This window comes from Pseudarthrobacter sp. fls2-241-R2A-127, from assembly GCF_030209355.1.
Taxonomy (GTDB): Bacteria; Actinomycetota; Actinomycetes; order Actinomycetales; family Micrococcaceae; genus Arthrobacter.
On sequence record NZ_JARVSF010000015.1, the window covers coordinates 58,180 to 81,912 of the forward strand.

Here is a 23,733-nt window from a genome sequence, read left to right on the forward strand (position 1 = left end):
GCAGGGCTGCGCCATGGGCCCGGCCGGCTTCCGCCTACCTTTACCCAGCACTTAGATCACATGCATAAGAACGGAAAATTCAATGTCCACGGACACGCAACTCTGCCCCCGGGTCCATATAGCCACTGACCACGCCGGGCTTGACCTTAGCGCTGATCTCGTAAGGCGCCTGGCAGCAAAAGGGTATGAAGTTGTTGACCACGGGCCAAAGACGTACGACCCGCAAGACGACTACCCCGCTTTTTGCATTCGTGCAGCCCAGGCTGTTATCACCGACCAACAGTCGGGGAGGCATGCGTTGGGCATTGTTCTTGGCGGTTCCGGCAACGGTGAACAAATCGCGGCAAACAAAGTGAGGGGCATCCGTGCGGCACTAGTGTGGAACCACTCAACGGCCGTTCTCGCCAGGGAACATAACAACGCCAACGTTGTTGCCTTGGGAGCAAGGCAACACTCAGCTCAGGAAACGTTCGACCTCGTGGAAGCTTTTCTTCAGACTCCTTTCAGCAATGACGAAAGGCACGCCCGACGTATCGGCCAAATTGCCCACTTCGAGAACGCCGGCAGCGCTATGGAGTAGCAGCGGTTGGCAATACCGCCCATGGCGGCGTTGGTTTTAGTCGGTGCCGCTGAAACCGCCACTTAGTTGCAAGACCATCAGCTCGCATCCAAACGGCGCTCACTCAGTTCCGGCTGCTTTCTGTCAGTTCAATCACCATAACGAGGGATTATGAAACGCACACCGTTCAATACAGACTGGCTTGTTTCCGGCATTGCCGGGTCTGCGAAGCCCACGGCTGTGACACTCCCGCACGATGCCATGCTCTACGAAGAACGCGACCCGGCAACGGCAAATGGCTACCACACAGGCTTCTACCCAGGTGGCGTGTACAGATACAGCAAGACCTTCGTTGCGCCCGAAGCGTGGCGCGGGCAACACGTTGTCATTGAGTTTGAAGGTATCTATATGCGCTCGGCGGTTTACCTCAACGGCGTACTCATCGGGGGACGCCCCTCGGGCTACGCAGAGTTCCGAGTGGTGCTTGATGACCACCTGAAGTACGGGGAAGATAACCTCCTTGAGGTAGTTGCCAATAACCCGTCAGGCCCAAATTCGCGGTGGTACTCAGGAAGCGGAATCTATCGCCCGGTCAGCCTCCTGATCGGTCCTCTTCTGCATATCGATCCGACCGGCCTGCAGTTGCGGACAGTTAGCCTGGAGGGCACCAACGCTACGCTTCATGCCCGTGCCACTGTCACTAACGACGACATCAAAGCCCGCACCTCCACATTGACAGTCACACTCACGGGGCCGGACGGCAAAGAGATTTCGGCAACCTCCCAAGAGGTAGTGACCCCGCCGGGAACAAACTCCGTCCATGCCCTCGAATTTACTATCGACGGCGCACATCTTTGGTCGCCGGAGCATCCGCACATGTATAGCGTCTACGCAGAGCTCGCCGACAAGAACGACGGCCTCGATACAGTCGAGGATACGTTTGGGATCCGGCTTGTTACTGTCAACGCGCACCAAGGCCTCCAAATCAACGGCGCCACAACTAAATTGCGCGGGGGCTGCATCCACCACGACAACGGAATCATTGGCGCCCACACACTGGAGGCTGCCGAAGAACGCCGGATCCGCATCCTCCGTGATGCCGGCTACAACGCGATCCGAAGCGCTCACAACGCCCTCTCACGGGCGACTCTTCGAGCATGCGACAAACTCGGGATGCTCGTCATGGATGAACTCGGCGATGAATGGTGGAGGCCCAAGTCCCGCGATGGGTTCTCTCGGCACTTCCTGGAGTGGTGGCAACGTGACCTCGACGCGCTGATCGCCAAGGACTACAACCACCCTTCAGTGATCATGTATTCGATCGGCAATGAGATTGGCGAGATCTCCACTGACCAAGGCAAGGCGCTCGGCTACGACATAGCCGCTCACGCCCGATCAGCGGACCCCGACCGCTTCATCACCAATGGGGTGAACGTCTTCCTGAGCTTCATTGCCCCTAAGGACGACCCCAAAGTGGAGTCCGAAAAGGTCGAGAACAAAGAGAAGGCGGACAATCCTGAAAAGACGATCGCGATGCTCAACTTTCTGATGGGCGCCTTCGAGAAGCTCACTCCGCTGCTGCTCAGGCTCCCCCAAGCCGAGAATAGGACGAGGGAAGCACAGTTCGCCCTCGATGTTGCGGGTTACAACTACGGGCACGACCGGTGGGTCAGGGACACCAAGCGGTACCCGGACCGCGTTATCGTTGGCACGGAAACGACCCCCAGCACAACCGCTACACTATGGCGGCTGATCAACGCCATGCCCAACGTCATCGGCGAATTCGTGTGGACAGCCTGGGACTACGTAGGGGAAGCCGGCATCGCCACTCAGCAGTATGACAGTCCCCGCAAACTGTTCCAGCCCTACCCGGCACTCCTGGCTGGGGCACCGATCATCGATATCACCGGTTACCGGCAACCCTGGTCGTACTACAACGAGATTGTGTGGGGCCGAACACGAGGCCCGTTCTTGTCCGTGCGTCCCTTGAACCATGCCGGTAAAAAACGCACCAAGAACAATTGGCGGCCGACCGACACGGTTCACAGTTGGAGCTGGAGCGGATACGAAGGCGTCAAAGCCGAAGTGGAAGTATACGCTGACGCTCACCGTGTTGACCTGCACCTGAACGATAAGCTCATCGCTTCCCGAGAAGTCAGGGAGAAGAAACAATTTCGCACTGTTTTCACCACGCCATATGCGCCGGGGAAACTCACTGCCACGGCATACGACAAATCCGGCAACGTCGTCGGTTCAGAGACCCTAGCCTCGGCCGGCCCCGAAACGGTACTTCGAGCCACTGCTGAAAGCAGCGAGGCAACGGCAGACGGCGCTGACCTGGTCTTCATCGATGTCGAGCTCACTGACAACACAGGCGTGCTCAAACCACTCGATGACAGGCCCGTGACAGTCAATGTAGAAGGCGAAGGAACGCTACTAGGCTTCGGAAGCGCCAACCCTGCGACCGCTGAACAACTGAGCTCTCCAACGCACAGCACCTACCAGGGACGGGCTCAAGCAATTATCCGCACTACAACACGTCCCGGAGAGATCACGTTCACGGCCAGCGCGGACGGCTTGACCCAAGCAATCGTCAAGATTACGACCAGCGACAACTCCGGCAAATCAGCAAGGTGACGCGGTGACATCTTGCAAGCGTGAGAGATGCCTTTTCGAGAACGCCGGTAGCAAGACCGGCATAGGCCGACGGGCCTCACCAGCCATCGATTGCCACCGCCGCTCCTTTCATACAGAGACCTACAACTGCCGGCGCCGACCCGCAATCCTCGAGGAGAAATAAGTGAACAGCAGTCCCGCAGAGGCTTCCGGCCAGACCAGGCACGAAATCACGCACCTAAGTGCTTTGGGAAGTTCGTTTGCCGCTGGTCCAGGCATCCGGCCTATAGAGAGTCGACGCGCTCAACGATCTACCCTCAACTACCCGCACCTTCTGGCTGAGAAGCTAGGTTGCCGGCTCACAGACCTATCCATATCGGGTGCAACCACGGAAACAATTCTTACCCGTTCACAGCGGGTCGGCCTCCTAAAATTCCAGCCTCAAATCCGGGGCCTGTCTCACGACAGCGATCTCGTCACCGTGACAGCGGGTGGCAATGACGTCGGATACATCGGTTCGATGTATGCAGCCGCATTGAAGGGCTGGTTGTTAACGCAGCCTGTCCTTTCGCGAATTAAACTCCCACAGATAAGCGAGAAGCCGGGAATACTAATTGACCGTGCCACTGCGGGACTAGTGAGCGTCGCGGAGGAAATTCACCGTCGGGCCCCAAAGGCACGCGTCGTCTTTGTCGACTACCTCACGATAATCGGGCATCGAACAACACCGGGGCCCTCAGCACCTTTCGACAGTGAAACCATGTCCACACTGCGGGTGCTTGGCGAGCAGGTTGCACAAATGTTCCAAGACGCTGCAGCTCGTTCCGGATCTGAGCTAGTTAAACTCTCGCAGTTCAGCGAGAACCATGCCCTTGGAAGTCCAGAACCTTGGGTCAACGGTTTCCGGCCCAAGCCCGGAAACGGAGTTTCGTTCCACCCTAACCGAGAAGGAATGCGGGCTGCCGCCGGGCTAATCAGCGATCATTTGGCATGCTAACTCGGATCACTTAGGGTGCCGCCCTTGGGTTTTCCCCCGCCCGGGAATAAACTATGAATCGTGCTTGCCCTTCGTAAAGAATCAATGAACCCCATCGCTCGTTTGATCCTTGGATTCGTTTCGCGGAGCATCACCATGCGCCGTTCCCAGTTTAAAGAGCTGCCCCTCCCACCTCAGAGAGTCCTGTTCCTAGGGGACAGCATTACCGAAGGGGGGCAGTGGGACGAATGGTTCCCCGAGCTGCAAACCCTTAACCGCGGCATCGGTGGCGACGACGTACAGGGAGTCCTCACCAGACTGGACACTGCGATCCATGACCCCGTGGCTATATCTCTGTTGATCGGGACGAATGACCTGGGCGGGGCAAAACGAAAAGCAGAAGACATCGCAGCGTCTATCCAAGAACTGGTCAAGGAGATCAGGAAACGCGCTCCCAAATCTCCTTTCCTGATTAATAGTGTTATGCCGCGGCGCCGCAAGTACCGCGAAAATATCACGTTCTTGAATTCACTACTCCGCAATATTGCTGCTCGTGAAAACGCGGTTTTCGTAGACTTGTGGCCTGCGCTGGCCGATGACAACGGCGCACTGCGGGAGGAATTTACCGCTGACGCCCTACACCTTAACGGCCTGGGCTACGCCGCGTGGGCCAAGGTCCTCCGTAGCGAATTTTCAACACTAGGCCTCGTGCCAGCGACGAACCCACAACTGGAATCCGCAGGCCCGGCAAAGCAAGAGAAATCCTCTCCTGCAATCTGATAAGGATGGACTGCCAAACCATCCCGAATACCGACCCGCGTACTCTCCAGTGGACGGTTCTCCACTAACGACGGAATGAACGCCGATAATTAAGATTCTGTCAAGTTCCGGTGGCGTATATATGGGAGAAGCGCTGTTCATCCATTTGAGGTCAGGCTGTCCGCCTGGAAATGCTGCTCCTGGGCTACTGATCTTCTCGTTCGGATGAAGTCTTCTCTGCTTCAACCTCAGCAATGATCTTTTCTTGCTCGGGCGAGGGATGGAGCGATCGCAGGATCTCAACGAACGTCTCTTCATCGCTTGCTGCTCTACTGGACGAGTGTTTAGCCATGTTTTTCCCTCCTCCTTTCTCCGATCCTAACGGCTACCCAAAGCCTTGGCGACGAAGGCAGCGGCACCTGTGGCGATTTGTTCACTCTGCTTATCACCAAGGAGTGAAGTGGTGAGATCGAGCTCATTCCTATTAGGAATGTCGATTGCTAGCACTCCCAAGAGCTTCTCGCCGTCGTCCGCCAGGATCGGCACTGCCAAACTCTCGTAGTAGCGCTTCCCCATACGGGCCAGCTCATCGTCCGTAAAGCCATAGCGCTCTGAGTCTGGAACAGCCGTCAAGAGTTTAGCCCTGGAATCAGGGCTACTGTTGAGTTGTGTAGACAGTTCTACCCAGTCGCAATGCGCCGCTTCGCGTGTTGCTGCGGCCGCGCCAATTGCACCCTTCCCCGAAGTCCATTCGATCCCCGAGGGAGACGGGTAGGCATCGAATCGGTAGCGAACCAAAGACTCAAGTCGAAAGCTCTTACCTTTCTTTTTGTACTCGAAGACTGAACCGCCGAGATAAATGATATTGATGCCGGTCTTGTCGCTGATAAATTTAAGGGCGCCCAGCAGGAAGAAGCTGACATTTTCTCGCACGGCCTCGAATCGAGTTTGCCTGCGTTCCTTTACTAGCGTCCACGCAGCGTCAACGAGAACCAAGGCAGCCAATGCGATGCCCACGACCACCGACCAATACAACCAATCGGCCTGAGCCACTCCGAGAAACGGCGAAGCCGAGGGGGGCTGCCCAGTCGCGGGATCCGGTTTGTCGGGCAACTTGGAAAGGCCTAGTGTGGCAGCCGAAAGAAATGCCGCAATGGTTGTAAGGACTTTGAGCCCAATAGCTAAGCGCTTACCAATCTTCAATTCTGTCTGGCCTTTGTTCATATGTTATAGGGCAAGATGATACGGCGCGCTCCGATCTGTTTCGCCAATGCTACGCGGCCGGTGGGTGGCACGCGGGGCCGTATGAACCTCTGCGGGGCGATTTAACAATGGAACGCCACCTCAGGGCCAATTGGTCAACAGAGACAGTGCGAACCCTAGAGCGACAAGCTATATGCCCGCTCTGCGTCGAGCTCGTTTCGCATTCCTTGATTGGCTGTACCGCATCCACACGGCGGCATCGAGCAGTCTTATTGTTGAGATGAGGGGAGAAACTCCATGTGGCCTAAGGGCTTCCAGCGCTGTACGACGACATTGATCCGATAGCGCAGCGCGCAGCTCTCGTGCCGGCTCGGAGCCCAACGGAAGCCCCTTCCGCACTACACTGTCGATGACCGGCAGGAGTCGTGGACGTTTGCGGGCCAAAAGTTTACTGGCCTTGGTTTCTCCAACTCCTGCATAAGCATCGATCGCTCGGAAGAGTTCGGCGGCTGCGTCAAGGTCGCGGTCCTGAGCATCCCAGATGTCGACGTCGGCGGGTATAGCGATGAGTAGTTTCGAGAGCTTCGAGGCGTCGGAATCCAGCAACGATCGTACGGCTCGTGGTTCAAAGCGGACGTCCAGAAGGCTTACGGCAACGAGATCTGCCGGACTGATGCTTTCTGGCGGATTCTCTCCGAGCTCGTCGAATGTTGACCCTGCGAACGGTCCCTGTGGATCAAAGAAATCGGTCAGGAGATGATGGGCGGGTGAAGCAATCACTTCATCAATCCGCTGTGTCAACGTCATGGCGCTCAGCATAACCGCCGAAAGACGCAGCCGCTCCGTATCGCCGATTCCTAGGGTGGGTGCATTCACGGCGCAAGACGGATCAACTCTCGCCGTATGGAAAGGCGGCGCTTTAGCCTCTCGTCTTGTCATCTTGAAGAGCCGATAACCGGCGTTCCGTCAACCCGAGGGGTGACCTCGGGTGGATCGTGCCCGTGGCCCATTGCGCGTACGGGGGGGGCCGGACTTCCTCGGTAGTATCACTCGTCCAGGACTGCACGGGCCGCGGCCGTGTCGTGAAGGTCCGACAGGTACTTTTCCTGTTCTTCAGTCTTTCGACTGTAGAAGTCGTGGGCGGCCTGTTTCGTGATCCCGAGCGCCTCGCCAATTTGAGCCCATGTCGCGCCTGCCTCCCGAGCGGACTTCATGACGTACCAGCGCCGTGCTGTGAGTAATTCGACGGCCTTCGCGTTCGCCCGCAAAGCCTCTAGTGCTGCGACTTCCGAGATCTCGGCCAGAGCCTCCGCGCCTGGTCGCTGCCGGTGGCAGAGATTTCGCGCCAAGTTTCGCCGCTATTGAAGTCTTCCCATACCTTGAGCAGCTGGTGGACATCGCCGCTGCTGAGCGCCTGCTCGATGGAGTCCGCATCACGTTCCATTGGGTCAAGTTAGCTTGACGCAGGGTGCGGGTCAAGAAGTAGCCACCGCGTTGCCGACCCGGGTCAAAGGCCTTGGAATTGGCGAAACTCCGGCCAAATAGCGGTTGGCCGAAGTTCCATGAACAACCTTGGAGGGTCAACCTTGAGGTTGGCTGGGAACGAGCGGGGGAGGGGAGGTTCTACTTTACGGTGGCTTGGCGGAGGTACTGGTAGACCGTTTCCCTGCTGATCCCGTAGTCGCGGGTGAGGACAACTTTCGGGATGCCGTTGCCGGCGCGCCGGATCAGTTCGGCAGCGCGTTCCGGCGTTAGGGTTTTCTTCCTTCCTTTGTAGGCGCCGCGCTGCTTGGCCAGGGCAATACCCTCCCGTTGGCGTTCCTTGATCAAAGACCGTTCGAATTCGGCGAACGCACCCATGACCGAGAGCATCAGGTTGGCCATGGGGGAGTCCTCGCCGGTGAAGACGAGCTGTTCTTTGAGGAACTCCACCCGCACCCCGCGACGGGTGAGGCCTTGGACGAGGGCGCGCAGGTCATCGAGGTTGCGGGCGAGCCGGTCCATGCTGTGAACGACGACGGTGTCGCCGTCGCGGACGAACCGCAGCAGCTCTGTTAACTGTGGCCGCGCGGTGTCCCGGCCGGAGGCCTTATCTGTGAAGACTCTGTCCAGGACGTGGCCTTCGAGCTGGCGTCGCTCATTCTGGTCGAGCGTGCTGACCCGCACGTAGCCGATGCGCTGACCGTTCAAGGCTGCCTCCAACCTCTTGGTTTGTGGAATCGAGTGTCGGACCGTGGCGGAGAAACGTCAAGGTTCAGGGATGTGGGAGCGGGGTGAGGCGGCTCAGTCAATGCCGTCGGCCACCTCCTCGAAGACCATGCAGTCACCGTGCGCCGGCCGGAATCCGAAGGTTTCCCAGTACCGACGCAGGGCGGCCTTCCCGGCCAGGTATTCCGGGCTGCCTTCCATGGGTCCGTTGTCTTCAGCGGGGGAGTGGTCTCGATGAGGACTTTTGTCGTTGACCTGCCCATCGAGCTGAGGATGGCTTGCAACATCGACCCGCGGCGTACTAAGGACCGGCTCGGGGAGTTCGGGAGAAGTGCGGCCAGGCGGACCGAGAGCCGGGCATCACTTCGCCTGGATGCAAGCCGAAACCTTGCGCCGGCATGAGTCCCTGCGAAAGACTCGTCAAACACATGCTGAATTGAAGAAGATTTGGCCGCGGGATCCACCAAGGGAAAACGGAGGCGACGACGCCTCCTGCCTGTCTGGCGGCAAGGATGCCGCCCCAAGATCCCGCAGGCCGAAAGGATCGCAATGGCAGGAATGTTCGAACTATTTGTTGACGCGGAATCGGCCTTCAGGTTCCGGCTGACAGCGCCAGACGGCACCATCATGGCAGTGTCCAAACCTTTCGACACCAAGACCGATGCTGTTGCCGGCATCGCCGCGGTGCGCGAATACGCCGGCATGGGACTGATCACCGACCACTCCACAACAACCAAAAATGCCGCCCCGCAGGCAACCTGGAGCGACACCGGCAATCACAAGGACGACCCACCGCTGCCAAAGATCGACTTCCACGGACGTGCCAGGGCTGTCCGCCGGGCCGTCTCCAGCCCTCGCTGGGCGGGGACCATCCACAACCTTTCCTGAGCGGCCGGGAAAGGCCTCTTTCGGCCCCTTCTGACCCCTGATGGCGAAGTACGTTATCCGTTTTCTTGCCATGCGCGGGCGTTAGGGACGCTGATTCTTCTTGAAGACGATGTAGTCGGACATTCGCGTGGCTGCGCGGGCTGCGTGCTGTGTGATGACCGCGGGGCTGTAGTCGAGTAGATCAATGAGTGTTCGGGCGTCGACTTCCTGGGTGAGGTCGCGGAGTGTGGCGTTTCGGGCCCGTTGTGCGTCGATTCCAAGGACTTTGAGCCGCTCGGAAAGGGTCGCCGGGTGAAGGTGCTGGCCGGCGCGGGTGCCGGGGAAAAGCCACGAGGTATTTGAGTTCGTCGTGTTCTGGTTCTCAGATCCCTCACGCTGGCTCCAGAACATCTCGGTTATTGCTGCGGGGATAGTGGCCGGCGTGGTCCCAAGCTTGAGAAGCATGCCCTCGGGAGTGATGCTGATGTGTTCGTGGCGGAGCATGACGATCTTGTTCAGTGGATGTGCCCAGAGCAGCAAGATCAGCCCAGCGAGGCGTGTGGACCTTATGACGTGGTCGTGTTCCAGACAGTTGCGCACGAGTTCAATACGTTCGGCCTGAGTGATCATTGGCGTGGATTGAGCGGGACGGAACGGCGCGTCGAGGTGCCCTCGTGGTGTGCTGTCGCGGTTGAGCCACCGGACAAAATTACGGATGTGCTTGCGGGTGCTGGGCCCGGTACTGAGATATTCGTCGATGTGGGCTTGTCTTAGTTCTCCCCTATTGCGATGCCGTGGGAGTCACGGAGCCAGATGAGGAGCTTGCCTGCTTCGGTGATGTCCTGTTTGGCCGCGTGGGTAACGGTTTCGAGATTCACGGCCGGGTCTGTGGCTTTGTCCCGGATGCGTTTGAGGTGGTGCCATGCCGCGTAGCGTTCGATCAGTTGGCTCGTGCCGTCGTCGGGGAGGTTGCTGATCCTTGTGGCCAGCCAATGTTCGAAGCGGGTGAGATTTTCATTGCCGCGCCCTGGCATCATGCGGTGGTGGACCAGCAGTGCGCGCAGGTGTTCGGCGGCAGTGGACCGGGGAAGGGCGTCGAAGGCCTCGTGAGTGAGCGGGAGTGTTCGGTCCCCGATTGCTTCGAGTAGTTCCCGGGCCTTGGTGCCGCGGCGCATGTAGGTGTAGATGCTCTCGGGCCTGCCGGTTACGGTGAGGAGGCTGATCAGCCGGCGCAGACGGAAATCATCATTGGGTTTGAGCACTGCCGTGAGGTCGTCTGTGAGGGTGCAGCGGATGCAGAGACCGCTCCGGAACCGTTCGGATTCGCGTTTGCATCGTGTGCAGGTCAAGGCGGTAGTGATGTCAGCGCAGTCGCGGCAGATGGGTTCTTGGTCTGGCGAGCGGCCAGGGAGCATGCGGGTCTCTCCGCAGTTGGAGCACTTCCCGCGGCTGTGGGTGGCCTCTGTGAAGCAGGCTCCGCAGACTGGGCCGTCGGGCCAGTGCACCCGGATCTTGGCGACTTGCTGGTGGCACCGGCCGCAGGTGTAGTCTCCGCTTGAGCGTGGTCGGCCGCGTTTTTTGGGGGTGGGCAGATCGGTGAGTGTTGGCGGGCGTGCGGAGCCGTTGCCGCCGGTGGATGGACGCCCTCGGCTAGTCATCGTCCTCGACGATCCGGGCGCGGACTGGGCGGTAGTTGCGCATGTCCGGGATGTCTTCGCCAGCTGCTTTGCGGTGCTGCCGAACGGTTTTGGTGTCGGTGGCCGTGTAGGTGATCAGGTCGTTCGGCGTCACGTCCAAGGCGTCGCAGAGTGCAACGAGGACCTTAAAGGAGATCCGTTCAGGTTCCTGGGTCACGATCCGCCAAATGGCGTTGGCGGTCAAGGTTATGCCGCGATCGTGCAATAGGGCGGCGAGTTCCTTGGCCGTATGGACCCCGCGGCGTGCCATGATCTCGCGGACCCGCCACGTGTAATCGATCTCTCGTCTACTCATCAGTGTTTCCTCTCGCGCAGTTCCAGGGCCGCATTGATGATTCGTTCATGCACCCGCTCAAGTGCGAGGCGTTGATAGTCGGGGGAGGGCAGGGTGTAGATCGAGGTCGTGGCCGCGTGCTCGTGGCCGAGCTGCAGCTGAACGAAAGCCACATCGAAACCTTCACCGGTAACCAGGTGCGTGGCATACGAACGGCGGAAAGAGTGCAGGTCCAGTCCCGGCGGGAACCCCAGCTCGTCTACAAGGTCATGGAGCCGGCCGATCAGGTGTGATTCGCCAACAATTTTTCCCGCGCTGGTTGGGAAGAGGTCTGTGACGGGATGCCCATAGCGGGGGAGTCCGTTCCTGATCCAATCGGCAACCATTTCCGCGGACCACTCCCAAACCGTCAGGACGGAACGGACCTTCTTCGCGGAGCCGCGGTGCGGCTTGCCCCAGCGCACCCGGAGTACGCCATGGTCTCCAAGAAACGGAGCCTTGCCGTTCCGCGAAAAGTCCGCCACCTGCAAGTGGCGCAACTCGTCCGAGCGCAACCCCCATCCGTAAGCTGTCTTGAACGCAATCGCATCACGCCAGGCGGCCAGTGCACCCTTGCGGCCCGAGTCCAGGATCCGCACCACCTCGAGGTCGGCCAGATCAAACAGCTCCTGCAGCTCACGCTGGCTAAATGGCCGCTTGGCAGGACGGGCTTCGGTGGGCTGCGCGTGCGTCACCCGGTTCAGCTCAGTTACCACCTGGGCAAAGACCTGACCAAAGAGCCTCGCACTCTGCTCACACCAGTCATAGTGCGGGCTGCAGGCATAGTCGCAAAACAACTTCACAGCACCTTGGTAAGACCGGACCGTCCCATGAGACAGATTTCGCACAGCACGCGCATGAGAGAAAAAATCGTCCGCGTCGCCCAACGTCCACTGCCACGGATACCGGCCGGAAAAGTCCACCAGGCTCAGCACGACGTTCCTCCTGGTGCGGATAGTCGACGGCGAGAAATCCTTCGCGCGCTGCTGGCGCTCCCAGCCGTCCAGGACAAGCGTCAGGAACGACTCCGGATCCGGCGCTTCGCCGCCGAACGGAACAAACAGAACATTCTCATCATCCTGCGCCATGGTCAGTCCTTGCCTCATCGCAGCTCTTTGCGATATTCGCACGCAGATTGCGAGAACCGCAATCATTGATTGCAGAACTGCTGGTCACCGGCTACTTACGGCCGCCCGTTCAGGCCCTCTGCGGAACTCACTCGCGGCATTCATTGGCATCCTGACATCAAGATGAATCTGCAGGTCAGGCACAGATTAGGGGAGAGCCTCAATACGTTCCCCGAAAGCTCACGATGTGCACGATTCGCACTTAGAGTCATTACAGCTTTACATAAGATCCGATATCGGCTTTTAAAGCACGGGAGTGGAAGTGGATGCGAGAACTCCCGCCTCATGACGAATCTGACGTTTCCGCAGGTCAGCCGGGCTTTGCCCGGGGCGCGCATTCTTCACGCCACGACTGAATTTGCCCTCGGATCGCTTATGGCTATAGGTTTCCTGCATCTAATGCATGTTTCCATGGTTTAGGGGTTGCAGTGAGTGGTGCCGTTCCGGGTTTTGTCCCGAGGATGCTGGTGGATCCGGATGTTGGGCTGTTCAGGGCCGACGAGCGTGTTTTCACTGCCATGCTGGATGGCTGGCGGGCGCAGATGCTGGCCCGTGGGCTCACGACGGACACCATCAAGCAGCGCTGCCAGCTGCTGGAGCGTTTTCAGCGCTTTACGGGTGAATTTCCGTGGCAATGGCGTCCGGCAGACGTCGATGATTTCCTGGCCGGACTGCGTTCCGGTGAGAAGCCGATCAGCCTGAAGACGTTGCGCTCGTACAGCAACGCTGTGGCGATGTTCTGCTCCTACCTGACCCATCCGGGCTATGGGTGGGGCGAGTTCTGCGAACGGACTTTCGGTGATATTCCAAGCCAGATCTGCTTCGAGTGGAACATGCCACGGCACACCACCGATGATGCCGTCCCGGCGAAGAAGCGCTCATTCACCAAGGCGGAACTGCAGCGGCTGTTCGACTACATCGATGACCTCGTCGACCGGGAATACGCCGCCGGCAGTAAGCGCTGGCTGCCCCTGTTCCGCGACTCGGTGGCGTTCAAGGTCTGTTATGCCTACGGGCTTCGCCGGCGTGAAATGACCATGCTGGACCTGGAGGACTTCGGCCCGAACCCTCACGTCAGCGACTACGGCCGGTTCGGGGCAGTCCAGGTTCGGTTTGCCAAGGGCACCGCGGGCTCAGGACCCAGACGGCGCACCGTGTTGACCGTGCCGGAGTTCGACTGGGTCGTGGACCAGCTCAAGACATGGACATCCGGTGGATTGCGGCAGCAGTTCCCCACCGCAGAACGGTCCTCGGCGCTTTGGCCGAGTGAGCGTGGCGCCCGGATGTCCCTGGGCTCGTTCGGGGATGCGTTCGCCGCTGCACGGGATGCCGCCGGCCTGCCCCAAGAGCTGGGCCTCCATTGCCTCAGGCATTCCTACGTGACCCACCTGATCGAAGCCGGCTACGACGCAGCATTCGTGCAGACGCAGGTCGGCCACTCCTACGCCTCAACCACCGGGCTCTACACCTCGGTATCGTCGGACTTCAAGCAGAAAACCGTGCAGCAGATGATTGCACGCCGCATCGCGAACTTGGAGGACCCAGATGCCTGAACAGCGCCGGATCGGCTACCGCTGGAACCTGCGAGCCCTGATGGCAAAACAGAACCTCTGGAAGACCACCGAACTGATGCCACTCCTGAAATCCCGTGGCATCAACCTCTCCGAAAGCCAGGTCTACAGGCTGGTCACCTCCACGCCGGAGCGCATTCCGGCCAGGACATTCGCCGCGCTCTGCGACATCCTCAACTGCACACCCAACGACTTGTTCGAACCATTCGTCGAAATGCGCGCCGCAGCGACAGCCAACGCCCCCAAGCGCAGCGAAGACCTCGGCATCCAACCAGGCAACCCGATCGCACGACGCGTCCGACTCGTCGCTCCCGAAGACGGGTGAGTAGGCCACGCAAAGCAGAGGACCCCATCCGCTGGCCAGTCCCCTGCGGCCGCTGCGGCCAGCACCACCAAACCGTCGCTCGATGGCCCGACGGCGGAGTCTGCGGCTACTGCTACCAGCAAGCCAAACGCACTCGTGGCACCTGCGCCTGCGGCCACGAAGGCGTCCTGCCCGGAATTATCGATGACCAACCTGCCTGCCGTCGATGCTCAGGCGTCCGGCTCAACATAGACTGCGAGAGCTGCGGAGCAGAAGACGAACTCCACAGCGGCGGCCGCTGCTGGAGCTGCGTCCTCGCCACGATTGTTGACGGCCTCCTCACGGACCCATCCCGGGGAATCATGGCCTCCGAGCTCATTCCGCTCGCCACGGCACTGAAGTCGATGAAACGCGCCAACAGCGGCATCACCTGGATACAGCAAAAGCACGTCACCGCTTTCCTCCGAAACCTCGCCGCCACACCAAAGATCACGCATGAAAGCTTCGATGGATTGCCCGACTCGCGGACCCGCGAATACGTCCGCGGCCTCCTCACCGAACATGGCGTGCTGCCCCGCCGCGACGAACTCCGCACCCGTTACGAGAACTGGTCAGCACAGGCCTTAGACCGGGTCAGCAACCCTGAGAACCGTGACATCATCCGCCGCTACATCCGCTGGCATCACCTACGCCGGATGAACCAGATGGACGAAGTCACCCGCGGCACTTTCCTGCGTGCCAAGCAGCAAGTGACAGTCGCCATCGATCTGCTCAACTGGCTCACCAACCACGGCACCAACCTGGCCGGGCTGACCCAGGCTCATCTCGACCTATGGCAGGCAGAAGGACCTACCACCAGGCGGATCGCTGAACATTTCCTGAAATGGGCCATCAAGGCCAAGGCCGCTCCTGCAGGACTGGCTATCATCCCGCATCGTCGGGGAACGAGCCCCAAACTCGACAAGTCAGGACAGGATGAAGCACTCAACCGCGTGTTCCAGGCCGGTGGACAAATTGAAGCACGCGATCAGGCCGCCGCGATCCTCATCCTCGTCTTCGGGCAACAGGCCGAAAACATAGCGCGCCTAACCTGGGATGACGTGACCGTCACCGAAGAACTGGTCACCATCCAGCTGGGAACGATCCAGATCGCACTGCCTGAGCCCTTAGATGCGCCCTGGCGGGAACTCGCCGCAAACCCCGGCCACAACCTGACCGCCTCGCACCCGAACACCAACTGGGTATTCCGCGGAACCTCACCCGGCCGGCACATCCACCCAGGACACCTCACAACACGCCTCAGCAAGCTATTCAGCACCCGAGCCGCGCGACTCGGAACTCTCCACGAGCTCACCAAACTTGCACCCGTGGCCATCATCGCCGACACCCTCGGCTACTCCCCTACAACCATCGAACGCCACGCTACCGACTCAGCAGCCGCCTACGCCCAATACATCTCAGCCGTGCGCGGCGCTGTTACAAGCAGATGAGACTGATCAGTTCAGAGACACTCTGCCAATCGGACGAACACACTGCAGAGCTACTTCTACTCCCGGCCCACGAATACCCGTGCATGCCAGTTCAAATCGGACGGGGGAGAGCCGTAAAAGAGGCACTTTCCTGCCCGTTTTTCATGGAGTTTCCGGGCGCAGGTTCCCAGCGTCAGAACAATTCAGCCAGCGACCAGTTCACGTCGGCAATGTCAAGAAAGGCCGGGTCAAAAGGCTCAGTGGAGCCGGTCATATCGGCCACCCAGGCAGAGTACTCGTCATGGTCATGATGAGACGAGTCAGCCAAGGCGTCCATAACCTCTTCATATCCCGGCAATCCGCCAGAGTCCTCCAACGGGCCGCGTCGGGCGCCGTCGACCAGCCGGGCCGGCGGCGCGCCTTCGTCCGCCGGCCGTTGGGACACCATCTCGAGCCGGTGAAGCCAGCTGTCACCAAAGTCGTACTCGTAAAAGGCCACTCCGGAGCCCAGCACGAACAGCTGCGCCAGGGAGAGATCCTCCTCGGCTCTGTCGTCCGGATCAAGGCACTCCTGCTTAGGGAGCCACTGCAGGTCATCCGGAATCTCGCCGTCGACCGGCCGCAGCCGCACAAAAGGCTCCAAGGCTGTAAACCTGTGCAGGTGCATGTCCTCCCAATCAAAGGCCGTCTGAAGGACCCGGTGGACCTGATCCAGCGTCATGGTGCTTCGGATCTCGAGCTGGCGCCAGATCGCAGGGTCGCTGTCGACGAGCTCGACACGGATCTCCAGGAACGCGTCACGTCCCAATCCAATGCCAGCCTGAGATTCGCCCATGCAGCCCATTCTTACAGGCCTCGCAGCTCTACTCGTAAGACAGGGCGGCCTCTCCCCTGTCGAAGCTGTAGCTTGACGAAATCTTAATTATCGGCTCTTAAAAATGCTTGGGGAGCAGCCTAAAAGTGGAGTCCGGCGGGGCCAGCGCTGTAAAAGAGCCATACAGCAACGGGAATAATCGAGGACGGGTCAGACGCCGCTGGTAGGTCGTGAGCTGATACCCGGATCAAGACCGACTGTGGGCTGCCGCAGCTAGCAGCATTTCAGCGGTGCGGTCTGGCTCCGTCAGCATCAGGTCGTGACCAGCATCTATGAGCCAAGCGCGGGACTTTTCTTCGTCTGTGATCATCCCGGCCATCGTGAGTCCTTCTGCAGTCTTGTGTGTGTAGATATCAGTTCGAGGGATGGAAGCGAGCACTTCCGAGTTCTCGATGTGCAGCCGGTCGATGAAAGTTTTCCATGGATGAGGTGTCAGGTGCTGCTGCGCCCAAGCCACATCTCTCGGCTCTAACAGCCCGAGGAAGGTAAACGTATCTCCGTCGGGGTAGAGATTTACTGTGACACCATCGACCACTCGAGGCTTGGATACAGCGGGGACATGCTTTATTAGCGGCTGCGCCTCGATGAGGCTCTGCCCGGGCTGAGGATGAACGGCGTCCAGATACACCAAATGCCTGATGCGTTCGGGGACGCGGTCCGCCACGCCGGTTATCACCATTCCTGCGTAGCTGTGGCCGACCAAAACGACGTCTTGTAACCTCTGGTCGCGCAGGAAGTTGACGACGTCAACAATATGGGTCTGCAAACCCGTTTCGCGAGAAAGTTCACCACGCCGTTCTCCGACCCCAGGCAAGGTAACGGCGTGCACCGTTCGCCCTTGCGCTTCCAAGATTTTTTGTACCTGGTCATAACTCGCGGCAGGATGGCCGGCGCCTGGGACGAGTACATATGTGGCAGTGTCTTTCAGCACATCCGCATCCTGGTTCTGGTACTCCGCGAAATGATTAACGGACTCTTTGCCGTGGTGCGTGGTCTCCGGAAGCTCTGCAAGCTGCTTGCTCATAATTGTTCTCTCCTGACGTCACGCTGAAGACGATGAAGTTGCACGGTCATAAGGAGGCAGACCCGAAGCCGGCCGGATGCTTTCCCGCAGCCGAGGACCGCCTTCTGATTGCGCGGGTTCCACACCTTGGTCTGAGACTCCGAGATGACGAAGTAAGTAGGCGAATGCGCCCCGGACGTCGATCGTTTTGTCGTAGAGCCACTGCATCTGCAATCCGTCGAACGCTGCGGCGAGCAGCGCTGCCGCGATGGCCGGGTCGGCGTCGCTTGGGAATTCTCCTCGCTCCTGCATGGCTGAGAGTGCCGTCGACGCAACCTCCCGGAATGACGCGTATCGCCGCTCAATTTCCGCGTGAGCGATATGCCCTTCCTCCGTCGCCTCGGTCGCCAGACTGAGAAGCAGTTGGCTGATGCCGGGCTCTCGAACGCTAGCCCAGAGGGCCTCGGTGCTGCGTTGCGCGAAGTTGTAAGAGAAGTCAGCGTGCTCCGAGTCCACTTGGATTGCAAGCACCTCCGCGTGGTGACGAAGGATCTCCACGTAGAGCGCGTCCTTCGACCCGAAGTAGTGGAGCAGGCCGTTTTGACTGAGGCCTACGGCATCGGCGAGCTGCTTCACGGTGGCGCCGCTGTAGCCCTCGCGCGCGATTACCTCAAGGGCTTTGTCAAGAATTTGGGCGCGCTTGACGACGCCTTTCGCATAAGGTCCTCGTGTTGCCATAACAGCATGATATGCGGTTTTCGTTTGCGGCACTAAATACCGCATGTCATACTCTTTTTAGCCGACCGTTGTGACCTAACAGTTATTAGTGCCGGGCATGTCGAAACATCACACTCCGACGGGAGCTCGCCATGAGCCAAACACGGGCTTCCGGCCGGAGTCGAAGCCGAAGGGCAGTCGGGAGTTCGTTCTTGATCTCGCCGACGGGCCGGGACCCCTGCCCCGCGTGTCCACGGTCCGTCCTTACCTACAGTGGTTCGGCCTCCCACCGTCGCTGTTACTGAACTGCGGTCACCATGGTAGGCACCCTGTTGCCCAGCAACTTTCAGATGCGTGAGTTCGGACCTGGCGTCACCGGGGCGAAAGCGCACGTCGACGATTCGAGCAATGCAAACAAAGGAGCAGAACGATGACTACCGATAGGACGATGAGTGCAGACGGGGCTACCGGCCTGGCCGGCCTGTGCGCCGTCAGGTGGAAGGGGCAGACCGCAGATGATCTGTTTGCCAGCCCGTTCGTGGACGTCGACGAGTGGCGGGATACGCCGGTGCCGCATCGTTACGTCCATGGGGGATTTGAGGGCACCGACACCTTGTTCTCGTACTATTTTCCGAGCGAGGATGCCTACGAGGGGCGGTTTTTCCAGCATGTCACTCCAGTGCCGCAGAGCGAAAACTTAGCCCCGACTGTTGTAGGCGCGCACAACAAGATCGCGTTCGCGGTGGACTCCGGCGCCTACTTCGTCGAGACGAACGGCGGAGGTCCCCACGCAGCCAACCCCTTGTCGGGGCTGGACTCCACGATTGGCGCATTCCGGGCTAATGCCGCCGCTGCCCGTTTCTCTCGCGAGGTTGCAGGGCACGTCTATGAGCGCGAGCACCGGCCGTTCGGCTACCTTTATGGAGGTAGCGGTGGTGCTTACCGCACGATGGGGGCCTCGGAGAACACCACGGACGTTTGGGACGGATTCGTGCCCTACGTTCCCGGCAGCCCGATGTCGATTCCCAGCGTGTTCAGTGTCCGGATGCACGCTCAGCGCGTCCTCCGGGACGTGCTTCCCGCGATAGTTGCCGCGTACGACGTCGGAGGTGATCCTTCATCTCTCCAGTTGACCGCCGATGAGGCCGCTGCTCTCTCAGAGGCGACGCGGATGGGTTTCCCGCCGCGGTCGTGGTTCGGGTGGGAAACGATGGGGATGCACGCGTTCAGCGTTCTCTTTCCCGCAGTGATGGCCGCCGATCCTACCTACGCTGAAGAGTTTTGGAACGCCGAGGGGTATCTCGGCGCCGATCCGACGTCCTCCGTTCACCGCGACCGGGTACAGGTCGACACCTCGATTACCGAACTGCTCGCCGCCGCTCCCGCCGACGGACTGGAAACCAATGCGGGCGGCGTTGACGAGTCGTTCCTGCACGCCGCATCCGTTGGGCAGACGGTCTCCGCTATTCGACTGGCTTGTGCCCCGGCGGGTCCCTTGCTCGGGGCGGAACTCGTCGTGCGAAGCGGGACGTTGGCCGGCGAGGTCATTCGCCTCTCGGCCGTCCGGGGCGATGTTGCCACGCTCGAGGCCGGTCAGGACGCTATCATCGCCGGCTTGGCAGCAGGCGATGGAGTTACCCTCGACAACTCGCGTTTTCTTGCAGTGCAGACCTACCACCGCCATCAGGTTCCCGGGGCCGATTACACGGTCTGGGATCAGTTCCGCGACACGGACGGCGCTCCCCTTTATCCTCAACGGCCAACGCTGCTCGGACCGATGTTCACCGAGCGCACCGCAGGCGCGTTGCCAACCGGGCGGATAACGGGCAAGGTCATAGTCGTAGCCTGCCTGCTCGACCGCGAAGCCTTCCCCTGGCAGGCAGACTGGTACCGTTCACGCGTCGCCGAGTATCTCGGGGACGAATCGGGCGAACGGTTCCGCCTGTGGTACATCGACAACGCCTTACATGGCGACGCCGACCGTCAGGAGTTCCCCGACCGCAGCGTTGATTATGTTGGCGCTCTGGAGGCTGCTCTCCGGCAGCTCGCGGCATGGGTGGAGCGGGGAATTTCACCGTCTCCCGACTCGGAATATCAGGTTATCGACGGCCAGATCGTCCTCCGCGAAGGGGGTCGAGACGCCGGTGGCATTCAGCCGGTTGCGAGCCTCACCCTCAACGGCTCGACGAGTGCCGAGGTGAGCGCCGGTCACCCGGTTTGCATTCGCCTCGACGTCAAGGCCCCAACGCCCGGAGTAGTCGTGGAGGTCGTCTCGGACATCTTCGCGGCACGTCAGACGGCGGAGCCAATCGCCATTGAGCCTGCTCCCGCCATCACCATTGAGCAGGAGCGAGCTTTTCACACACCGGGAACATACTTCCTGTCTGCCCGCGTCACCGCTCAGATGGAAGGCGAGGCCTCCTCGTCACATGCTCGCGTGCAGAACATCGTTCGTGCGCGACTCACGGTTACCGAATGAGGGCAGCATCAGGCCAGACTCGACAAAACCTCCAGGACCTTCGCAGCATCACGTCGACGCCGAACCGGCTGCTCTGCGAAGACCACATCACCACAAAACGAATCTAGAAGGAGTTGCACATTGAGGTCAGCGCGTTTCGCACTATTAGCCGCCCTGGACCGGTTGTCGTGGTTCGGAAGGCCGGCCCATGGTTCGCGTTGGGGGAAGATAGGTGTCCGGACGAAGACCAGCCGAACCGCGTCTAGGCAAAGAACCGTGACAAGCCAATGACCCGGGATGGATGAGAGGCGTAGCGCACGGCGGACTAAACCAACGCCATCAGCTGGTTCCCCTCCCCCGGTTGACACTGTTCCATCCGGCGAAAGTTCGGAATCTGCTGAGTTCATTGTTCCGTCATCGCCAACCACCCAGGATGTACGGAGTGCTGTAGCGCAGCCCAGGGCGATGGGCACGTGCAGGCCTTGGTAGGCAGGTTGGCGCGACGCAAGTACCTCTCCACAAAGCACCTCTCCCCTCGGTCTAAATTGCACCCGAACCGTGCGTTCCGGTCTTGACAGCGCCCGCCACAGAGATATGCGGCAGGGAAGCCAGGCCGCAATGGCTGACGCACCCCAAAAGGGCATGCCAGTTGAAATGCTCAGTTATCCAAGCACAAAACGGCAGCCCGAGCGCTCCGCCAACACCAAGCGATGCACTCACCAGGGCAATTGCCGATCCCATGCGCTCGTTCGGGACGTTGTCGCGAAGAATCGAAATTCCGAGCGGGATCACCCCCGTGCCCGTGCCTTGGAGCGCCCGTCCCCACGATCAGCGGCGCAATTGTGGGTGAGAGTGCGCAAATGAAAGCACCCTACGACCAACAGGGATAGTAGAACCAGCGCCACCAGCCGTTTCCCATACATGTCCCCGAGCTTGCCGGAAATAGGCGTGCAGATCGCTGATACAAGGAGAGTCACTGTGATAACCCAAGCATTGTCCGCGCGAGCAGCGCCAAGTAGATCAGGGAGCTTCGACTGAATCGGAATCAAGATCGTCTGCATGAATGATGTCCCCATCCCCGCAAACCCGGGTACGGCTATCAGCAGATTGAGCCGACCCTTTCCAGACCCGCTGCACCGGGCTTTCTGTGGCGGAATTCCGCTGCCTTGCTGCTAGCTCCGCTACATTCGTTGCCACCGACTCGATCGCGGCGATATCGCGCGCTTTGTCTGCAACGGTGCGGCATTGCCGTCACTTGCAAGCCTAGTATCACGTGTGCATAATAGTTACACGCGTCACAATGAATCGTTACAACTGGCAATCGAGGCTCCGCGTCCTGACAGGGTGCCTCCACTTACAGAGCTAGCACCTTGGTATCTGTGCCGAACGCATCCAAGGCCGGTGACGAATTGTCCGCCCCTAACTTCGCCTTTTTTTGCCCCCACTATGACAAAGGAGTTCCCAGTGACCAAAGTACTGCGCCCGAGAGCCGTGCGGACAGGGGGCAGCGTTGTTGCTGTCGGCCTAACGCTTGCCTTGGGGCTTACCGCATGTAGTGCCCCGGCCAAAGAAGCTTCCCAGGAGTCGCGCACTCTCGCTTTCGCGATCGGCGGACAACCCTCCTCATTCGACCCCGCACAGGCCGAAGTCGGGGAAGCGGCCTACATCTGGACGGGAATATACGACACCCTGCTCAAAGTGGACGCTGACGGCGCTGTAAAGCCCTCAGCGGCAAAGAGCTGGGAATACTCGAGCGACGCAATGACGCTCACCCTGGACCTGCGGGACGGCCTCAAGTTCAGTGATGGCGCGGAGGTAACGTCTGAAGATGTGGCGGCCACTATCGAGCGTAGCCGCACTACCCCTGGTATCCGCGTGCCGGACTTGGCGTCGGTTAAATCCGTTGATACGCCGGACGACCACACGGTCGTTCTGAACCTTTCCAAGCCGGACCCCGCTCTGTTGGTGAACCTTGCAACAGGGGCCGGCATTATCGCTGAGGCAAAGAAGCTCGGTGACGAAAATCTTGCCCTCGACCCGATCGGTTCGGGTCCCTATGTTTTGGACAAGAATGCAACCGTGAACGGTTCGACTTATGTCCTTAAGAGGCGCGATGACTATTGGGACCTCCAGGACTACCCGTACAAAACCGTTACCATCCGCGTTATTGAGGACTCACAGGCAAAATTCAACGCGTTGCAGGCCGGTGAGCTGGACGCAGGTACAGCGTCTGCGGCACAGATTGCCACGCTTCCTGAGGGAGCCTTTGAGAAGAAGAAGATCGAAGCTCAGGCTTGGGGTGGACTGCTCTTCCTCGATCGGACTGGCAGTGTTGTACCAGCGCTGGGCGACAAACGTGTGCGTGAAGCCATCAATATGGCCTTTGACCGGGATCTCTACGCAAAGCAGCTTATGTCGGGCGGTGCCCGGGCCACGAGTCAGTTCTACAACCCAATCCAGTCCGGATACGATCCAGATCTTGAGGGCTACTACAAGCACGATCCTGAGGGGGCGCGAAAGCTCCTTGCCGAAGCTGGCTACCCCGATGGCTTTGCTCTCACCATGCCAAGTTCTTACTTCTCGCATACTTTTGAGCCGGCGATAACGCAGTCCTTGGCGGATATTGGAATCAAGGTAACTTGGGAATCCGTCCCTCCCCAAGACGTTTTTCCATCCCTTTCGAGCGGAAAGTACGGAATGGCTTGGTATTTCGAGGGTTTGAACTCCCCCTCCATTCAAACCCGAGCCAACCTTCAAAAGGGCGGTGCACTTAACCCGTCGGGCTATGAATCTCCGGAGCTAAACAGCCTGCTCTCTGAGGCTGCACAGACGACGGACCCCGATGCCCAGGGAGCGGTGTACAAGCGGATCAACCGGTACTCGGTAGAAAACGCCCTGGTGGCACCGCTGGTATATTCCAGCGGCACGTGGTTGACCAAGCCGGGGGTGAAGTACCTGCCTAACGGCGCTGTGCCTATCTACCTCAGCAATATCGGCGCCAACTAAACCTTG

At 59.7% G+C, this 23,733-nt stretch carries 24 protein-coding genes; 10 read left to right on the forward strand and 14 right to left on the reverse strand.

Annotated features, from left to right (window positions below; all coding sequences use genetic code 11):
• Positions 1 to 82: 82 nt before the first annotated feature.
• The 4 genes from QRN53_RS12445 to QRN53_RS12455 all read left to right on the forward strand — a co-directional run bounded on the left by QRN53_RS12445 (position 83) and on the right by QRN53_RS12455 (position 4,931).
• On the forward strand, positions 83 to 580 hold the full coding sequence (locus QRN53_RS12445; RefSeq protein WP_285244155.1) for a ribose-5-phosphate isomerase: 498 nt from the start codon (positions 83 to 85) through the stop codon (positions 578 to 580).
• Between the two features lie 150 nt (positions 581 to 730).
• A complete protein-coding gene (locus tag QRN53_RS12450; RefSeq protein ID WP_285244156.1) occupies positions 731 to 3,196 on the forward strand; it encodes a glycoside hydrolase family 2 TIM barrel-domain containing protein in 2,466 nt (821 codons plus the stop codon).
• Positions 3,197 to 3,359: 163 nt separating this feature from the next.
• Positions 3,360 to 4,172 (forward strand): SGNH/GDSL hydrolase family protein, encoded by an 813-nt coding sequence (locus QRN53_RS21790; protein WP_350224169.1) that lies wholly within the window; start codon positions 3,360 to 3,362, stop codon positions 4,170 to 4,172.
• A gap of 60 nt (positions 4,173 to 4,232) precedes the next feature.
• On the forward strand, positions 4,233 to 4,931 hold the full coding sequence (locus tag QRN53_RS12455) for a GDSL-type esterase/lipase family protein (protein ID WP_285244157.1): 699 nt from the start codon (positions 4,233 to 4,235) through the stop codon (positions 4,929 to 4,931).
• 184 nt (positions 4,932 to 5,115) lie between these two features.
• Here the strand turns inward: QRN53_RS12455 and QRN53_RS12460 are convergent, their stop codons facing one another.
• From QRN53_RS12460 to QRN53_RS12485, 6 genes are all read right to left on the reverse strand, one after another.
• Positions 5,116 to 5,262 (reverse strand): hypothetical protein, encoded by a 147-nt coding sequence (locus QRN53_RS12460; RefSeq protein ID WP_285244158.1) that lies wholly within the window; start codon positions 5,260 to 5,262, stop codon positions 5,116 to 5,118.
• Positions 5,263 to 5,288: 26 nt separating this feature from the next.
• Positions 5,289 to 6,134 carry a hypothetical protein gene (locus tag QRN53_RS12465; protein ID WP_285244159.1) on the reverse strand — a complete coding sequence of 282 codons (846 nt, stop codon included), beginning with the start codon at positions 6,132 to 6,134 and terminating at the stop codon, positions 5,289 to 5,291.
• Between the two features lie 168 nt (positions 6,135 to 6,302).
• On the reverse strand, positions 6,303 to 6,920 hold the full coding sequence (locus QRN53_RS12470; RefSeq protein ID WP_285244160.1) for a DUF6308 family protein: 618 nt from the start codon (positions 6,918 to 6,920) through the stop codon (positions 6,303 to 6,305).
• Positions 6,921 to 7,159: 239 nt separating this feature from the next.
• Complete coding sequence (locus QRN53_RS12475) at positions 7,160 to 7,462, reverse strand: hypothetical protein (RefSeq protein WP_285244161.1); 303 nt, start codon at positions 7,460 to 7,462, stop codon at positions 7,160 to 7,162.
• Positions 7,463 to 7,736: 274 nt separating this feature from the next.
• A complete protein-coding gene (locus QRN53_RS12480) occupies positions 7,737 to 8,303 on the reverse strand; it encodes a recombinase family protein (protein ID WP_285244162.1) in 567 nt (188 codons plus the stop codon).
• 93 nt (positions 8,304 to 8,396) lie between these two features.
• Positions 8,397 to 8,522 (reverse strand): hypothetical protein, encoded by a 126-nt coding sequence (locus QRN53_RS12485; RefSeq protein WP_285244163.1) that lies wholly within the window; start codon positions 8,520 to 8,522, stop codon positions 8,397 to 8,399.
• A 348-nt stretch (positions 8,523 to 8,870) separates the two neighbouring features.
• Between QRN53_RS12485 and QRN53_RS12490 the strand changes: the two genes are divergently transcribed.
• Entirely contained in the window at positions 8,871 to 9,209 is a 339-nt protein-coding gene (locus QRN53_RS12490) for a YegP family protein (RefSeq protein ID WP_285244164.1), read from the forward strand.
• Between the two features lie 81 nt (positions 9,210 to 9,290).
• Here the strand turns inward: QRN53_RS12490 and QRN53_RS12495 are convergent, their stop codons facing one another.
• From QRN53_RS12495 to QRN53_RS12510, 4 genes are all read right to left on the reverse strand, one after another.
• A complete protein-coding gene (locus QRN53_RS12495; RefSeq protein WP_285244165.1) occupies positions 9,291 to 9,728 on the reverse strand; it encodes a hypothetical protein in 438 nt (145 codons plus the stop codon).
• 230 nt (positions 9,729 to 9,958) lie between these two features.
• Positions 9,959 to 10,537 (reverse strand): hypothetical protein, encoded by a 579-nt coding sequence (locus QRN53_RS12500; RefSeq protein WP_285244166.1) that lies wholly within the window; start codon positions 10,535 to 10,537, stop codon positions 9,959 to 9,961.
• Positions 10,538 to 10,838: 301 nt separating this feature from the next.
• Entirely contained in the window at positions 10,839 to 11,180 is a 342-nt protein-coding gene (locus QRN53_RS12505; RefSeq protein WP_285244167.1) for a helix-turn-helix domain-containing protein, read from the reverse strand.
• Positions 11,180 to 12,286, reverse strand: a complete 1,107-nt coding sequence (locus tag QRN53_RS12510) for a tyrosine-type recombinase/integrase (protein ID WP_285244168.1) — start codon at positions 12,284 to 12,286, stop codon at positions 11,180 to 11,182. The genes QRN53_RS12505 and QRN53_RS12510 overlap by 1 nt, the downstream gene beginning before the upstream one ends.
• 500 nt (positions 12,287 to 12,786) lie before the next feature.
• Between QRN53_RS12510 and QRN53_RS12515 the strand changes: the two genes are divergently transcribed.
• The 3 genes from QRN53_RS12515 (at position 12,787) to QRN53_RS12525 (ending at position 15,690) form a co-directional block, all read left to right on the forward strand.
• Positions 12,787 to 13,878 (forward strand): tyrosine-type recombinase/integrase, encoded by a 1,092-nt coding sequence (locus tag QRN53_RS12515; protein ID WP_285244238.1) that lies wholly within the window; start codon positions 12,787 to 12,789, stop codon positions 13,876 to 13,878.
• Entirely contained in the window at positions 13,871 to 14,221 is a 351-nt protein-coding gene (locus QRN53_RS12520) for a helix-turn-helix domain-containing protein (RefSeq protein WP_285244169.1), read from the forward strand. Before QRN53_RS12515 ends, QRN53_RS12520 begins: the two co-directional genes overlap by 8 nt.
• Positions 14,222 to 14,562: 341 nt before the next feature.
• On the forward strand, positions 14,563 to 15,690 hold the full coding sequence (locus tag QRN53_RS12525) for a Fis family transcriptional regulator (protein ID WP_285244170.1): 1,128 nt from the start codon (positions 14,563 to 14,565) through the stop codon (positions 15,688 to 15,690).
• A 172-nt stretch (positions 15,691 to 15,862) separates the two neighbouring features.
• On the opposite strand, the gene QRN53_RS12530 is transcribed toward QRN53_RS12525, so the two are convergent.
• The 3 genes from QRN53_RS12530 to QRN53_RS12540 all read right to left on the reverse strand — a co-directional run bounded on the left by QRN53_RS12530 (position 15,863) and on the right by QRN53_RS12540 (position 18,284).
• The gene (locus QRN53_RS12530) at positions 15,863 to 16,504 is read right to left on the reverse strand and encodes a plasmid pRiA4b ORF-3 family protein (RefSeq protein ID WP_285244171.1); all 642 of its coding nucleotides are present in this window, start codon (positions 16,502 to 16,504) and stop codon (positions 15,863 to 15,865) included.
• 226 nt (positions 16,505 to 16,730) lie between these two features.
• Positions 16,731 to 17,567: an alpha/beta hydrolase gene (locus tag QRN53_RS12535; protein ID WP_285244172.1), complete on the reverse strand. Its 837-nt coding sequence runs from the start codon at positions 17,565 to 17,567 to the stop codon at positions 16,731 to 16,733.
• A gap of 18 nt (positions 17,568 to 17,585) precedes the next feature.
• The gene (locus QRN53_RS12540) at positions 17,586 to 18,284 is read right to left on the reverse strand and encodes a TetR/AcrR family transcriptional regulator (RefSeq protein ID WP_285244173.1); all 699 of its coding nucleotides are present in this window, start codon (positions 18,282 to 18,284) and stop codon (positions 17,586 to 17,588) included.
• A 409-nt stretch (positions 18,285 to 18,693) separates the two neighbouring features.
• Here QRN53_RS12540 and QRN53_RS12545 point away from each other — a divergent pair, with 409 nt between their 5' ends.
• Positions 18,694 to 20,742, forward strand: coding sequence for a hypothetical protein (locus QRN53_RS12545; RefSeq protein ID WP_285244174.1), 2,049 nt, complete (start codon positions 18,694 to 18,696; stop codon positions 20,740 to 20,742).
• A gap of 519 nt (positions 20,743 to 21,261) precedes the next feature.
• Here the strand turns inward: QRN53_RS12545 and QRN53_RS12550 are convergent.
• On the reverse strand, positions 21,262 to 21,513 hold the full coding sequence (locus tag QRN53_RS12550; protein WP_285244175.1) for an MFS transporter: 252 nt from the start codon (positions 21,511 to 21,513) through the stop codon (positions 21,262 to 21,264).
• A gap of 672 nt (positions 21,514 to 22,185) precedes the next feature.
• On the opposite strand from QRN53_RS12550, the gene QRN53_RS12555 reads away from it, so the two are divergent.
• On the forward strand, positions 22,186 to 23,727 hold the full coding sequence (locus QRN53_RS12555) for an ABC transporter substrate-binding protein (protein ID WP_285244176.1): 1,542 nt from the start codon (positions 22,186 to 22,188) through the stop codon (positions 23,725 to 23,727).
• The last annotated feature ends 6 nt before the right edge of the window (positions 23,728 to 23,733 follow it).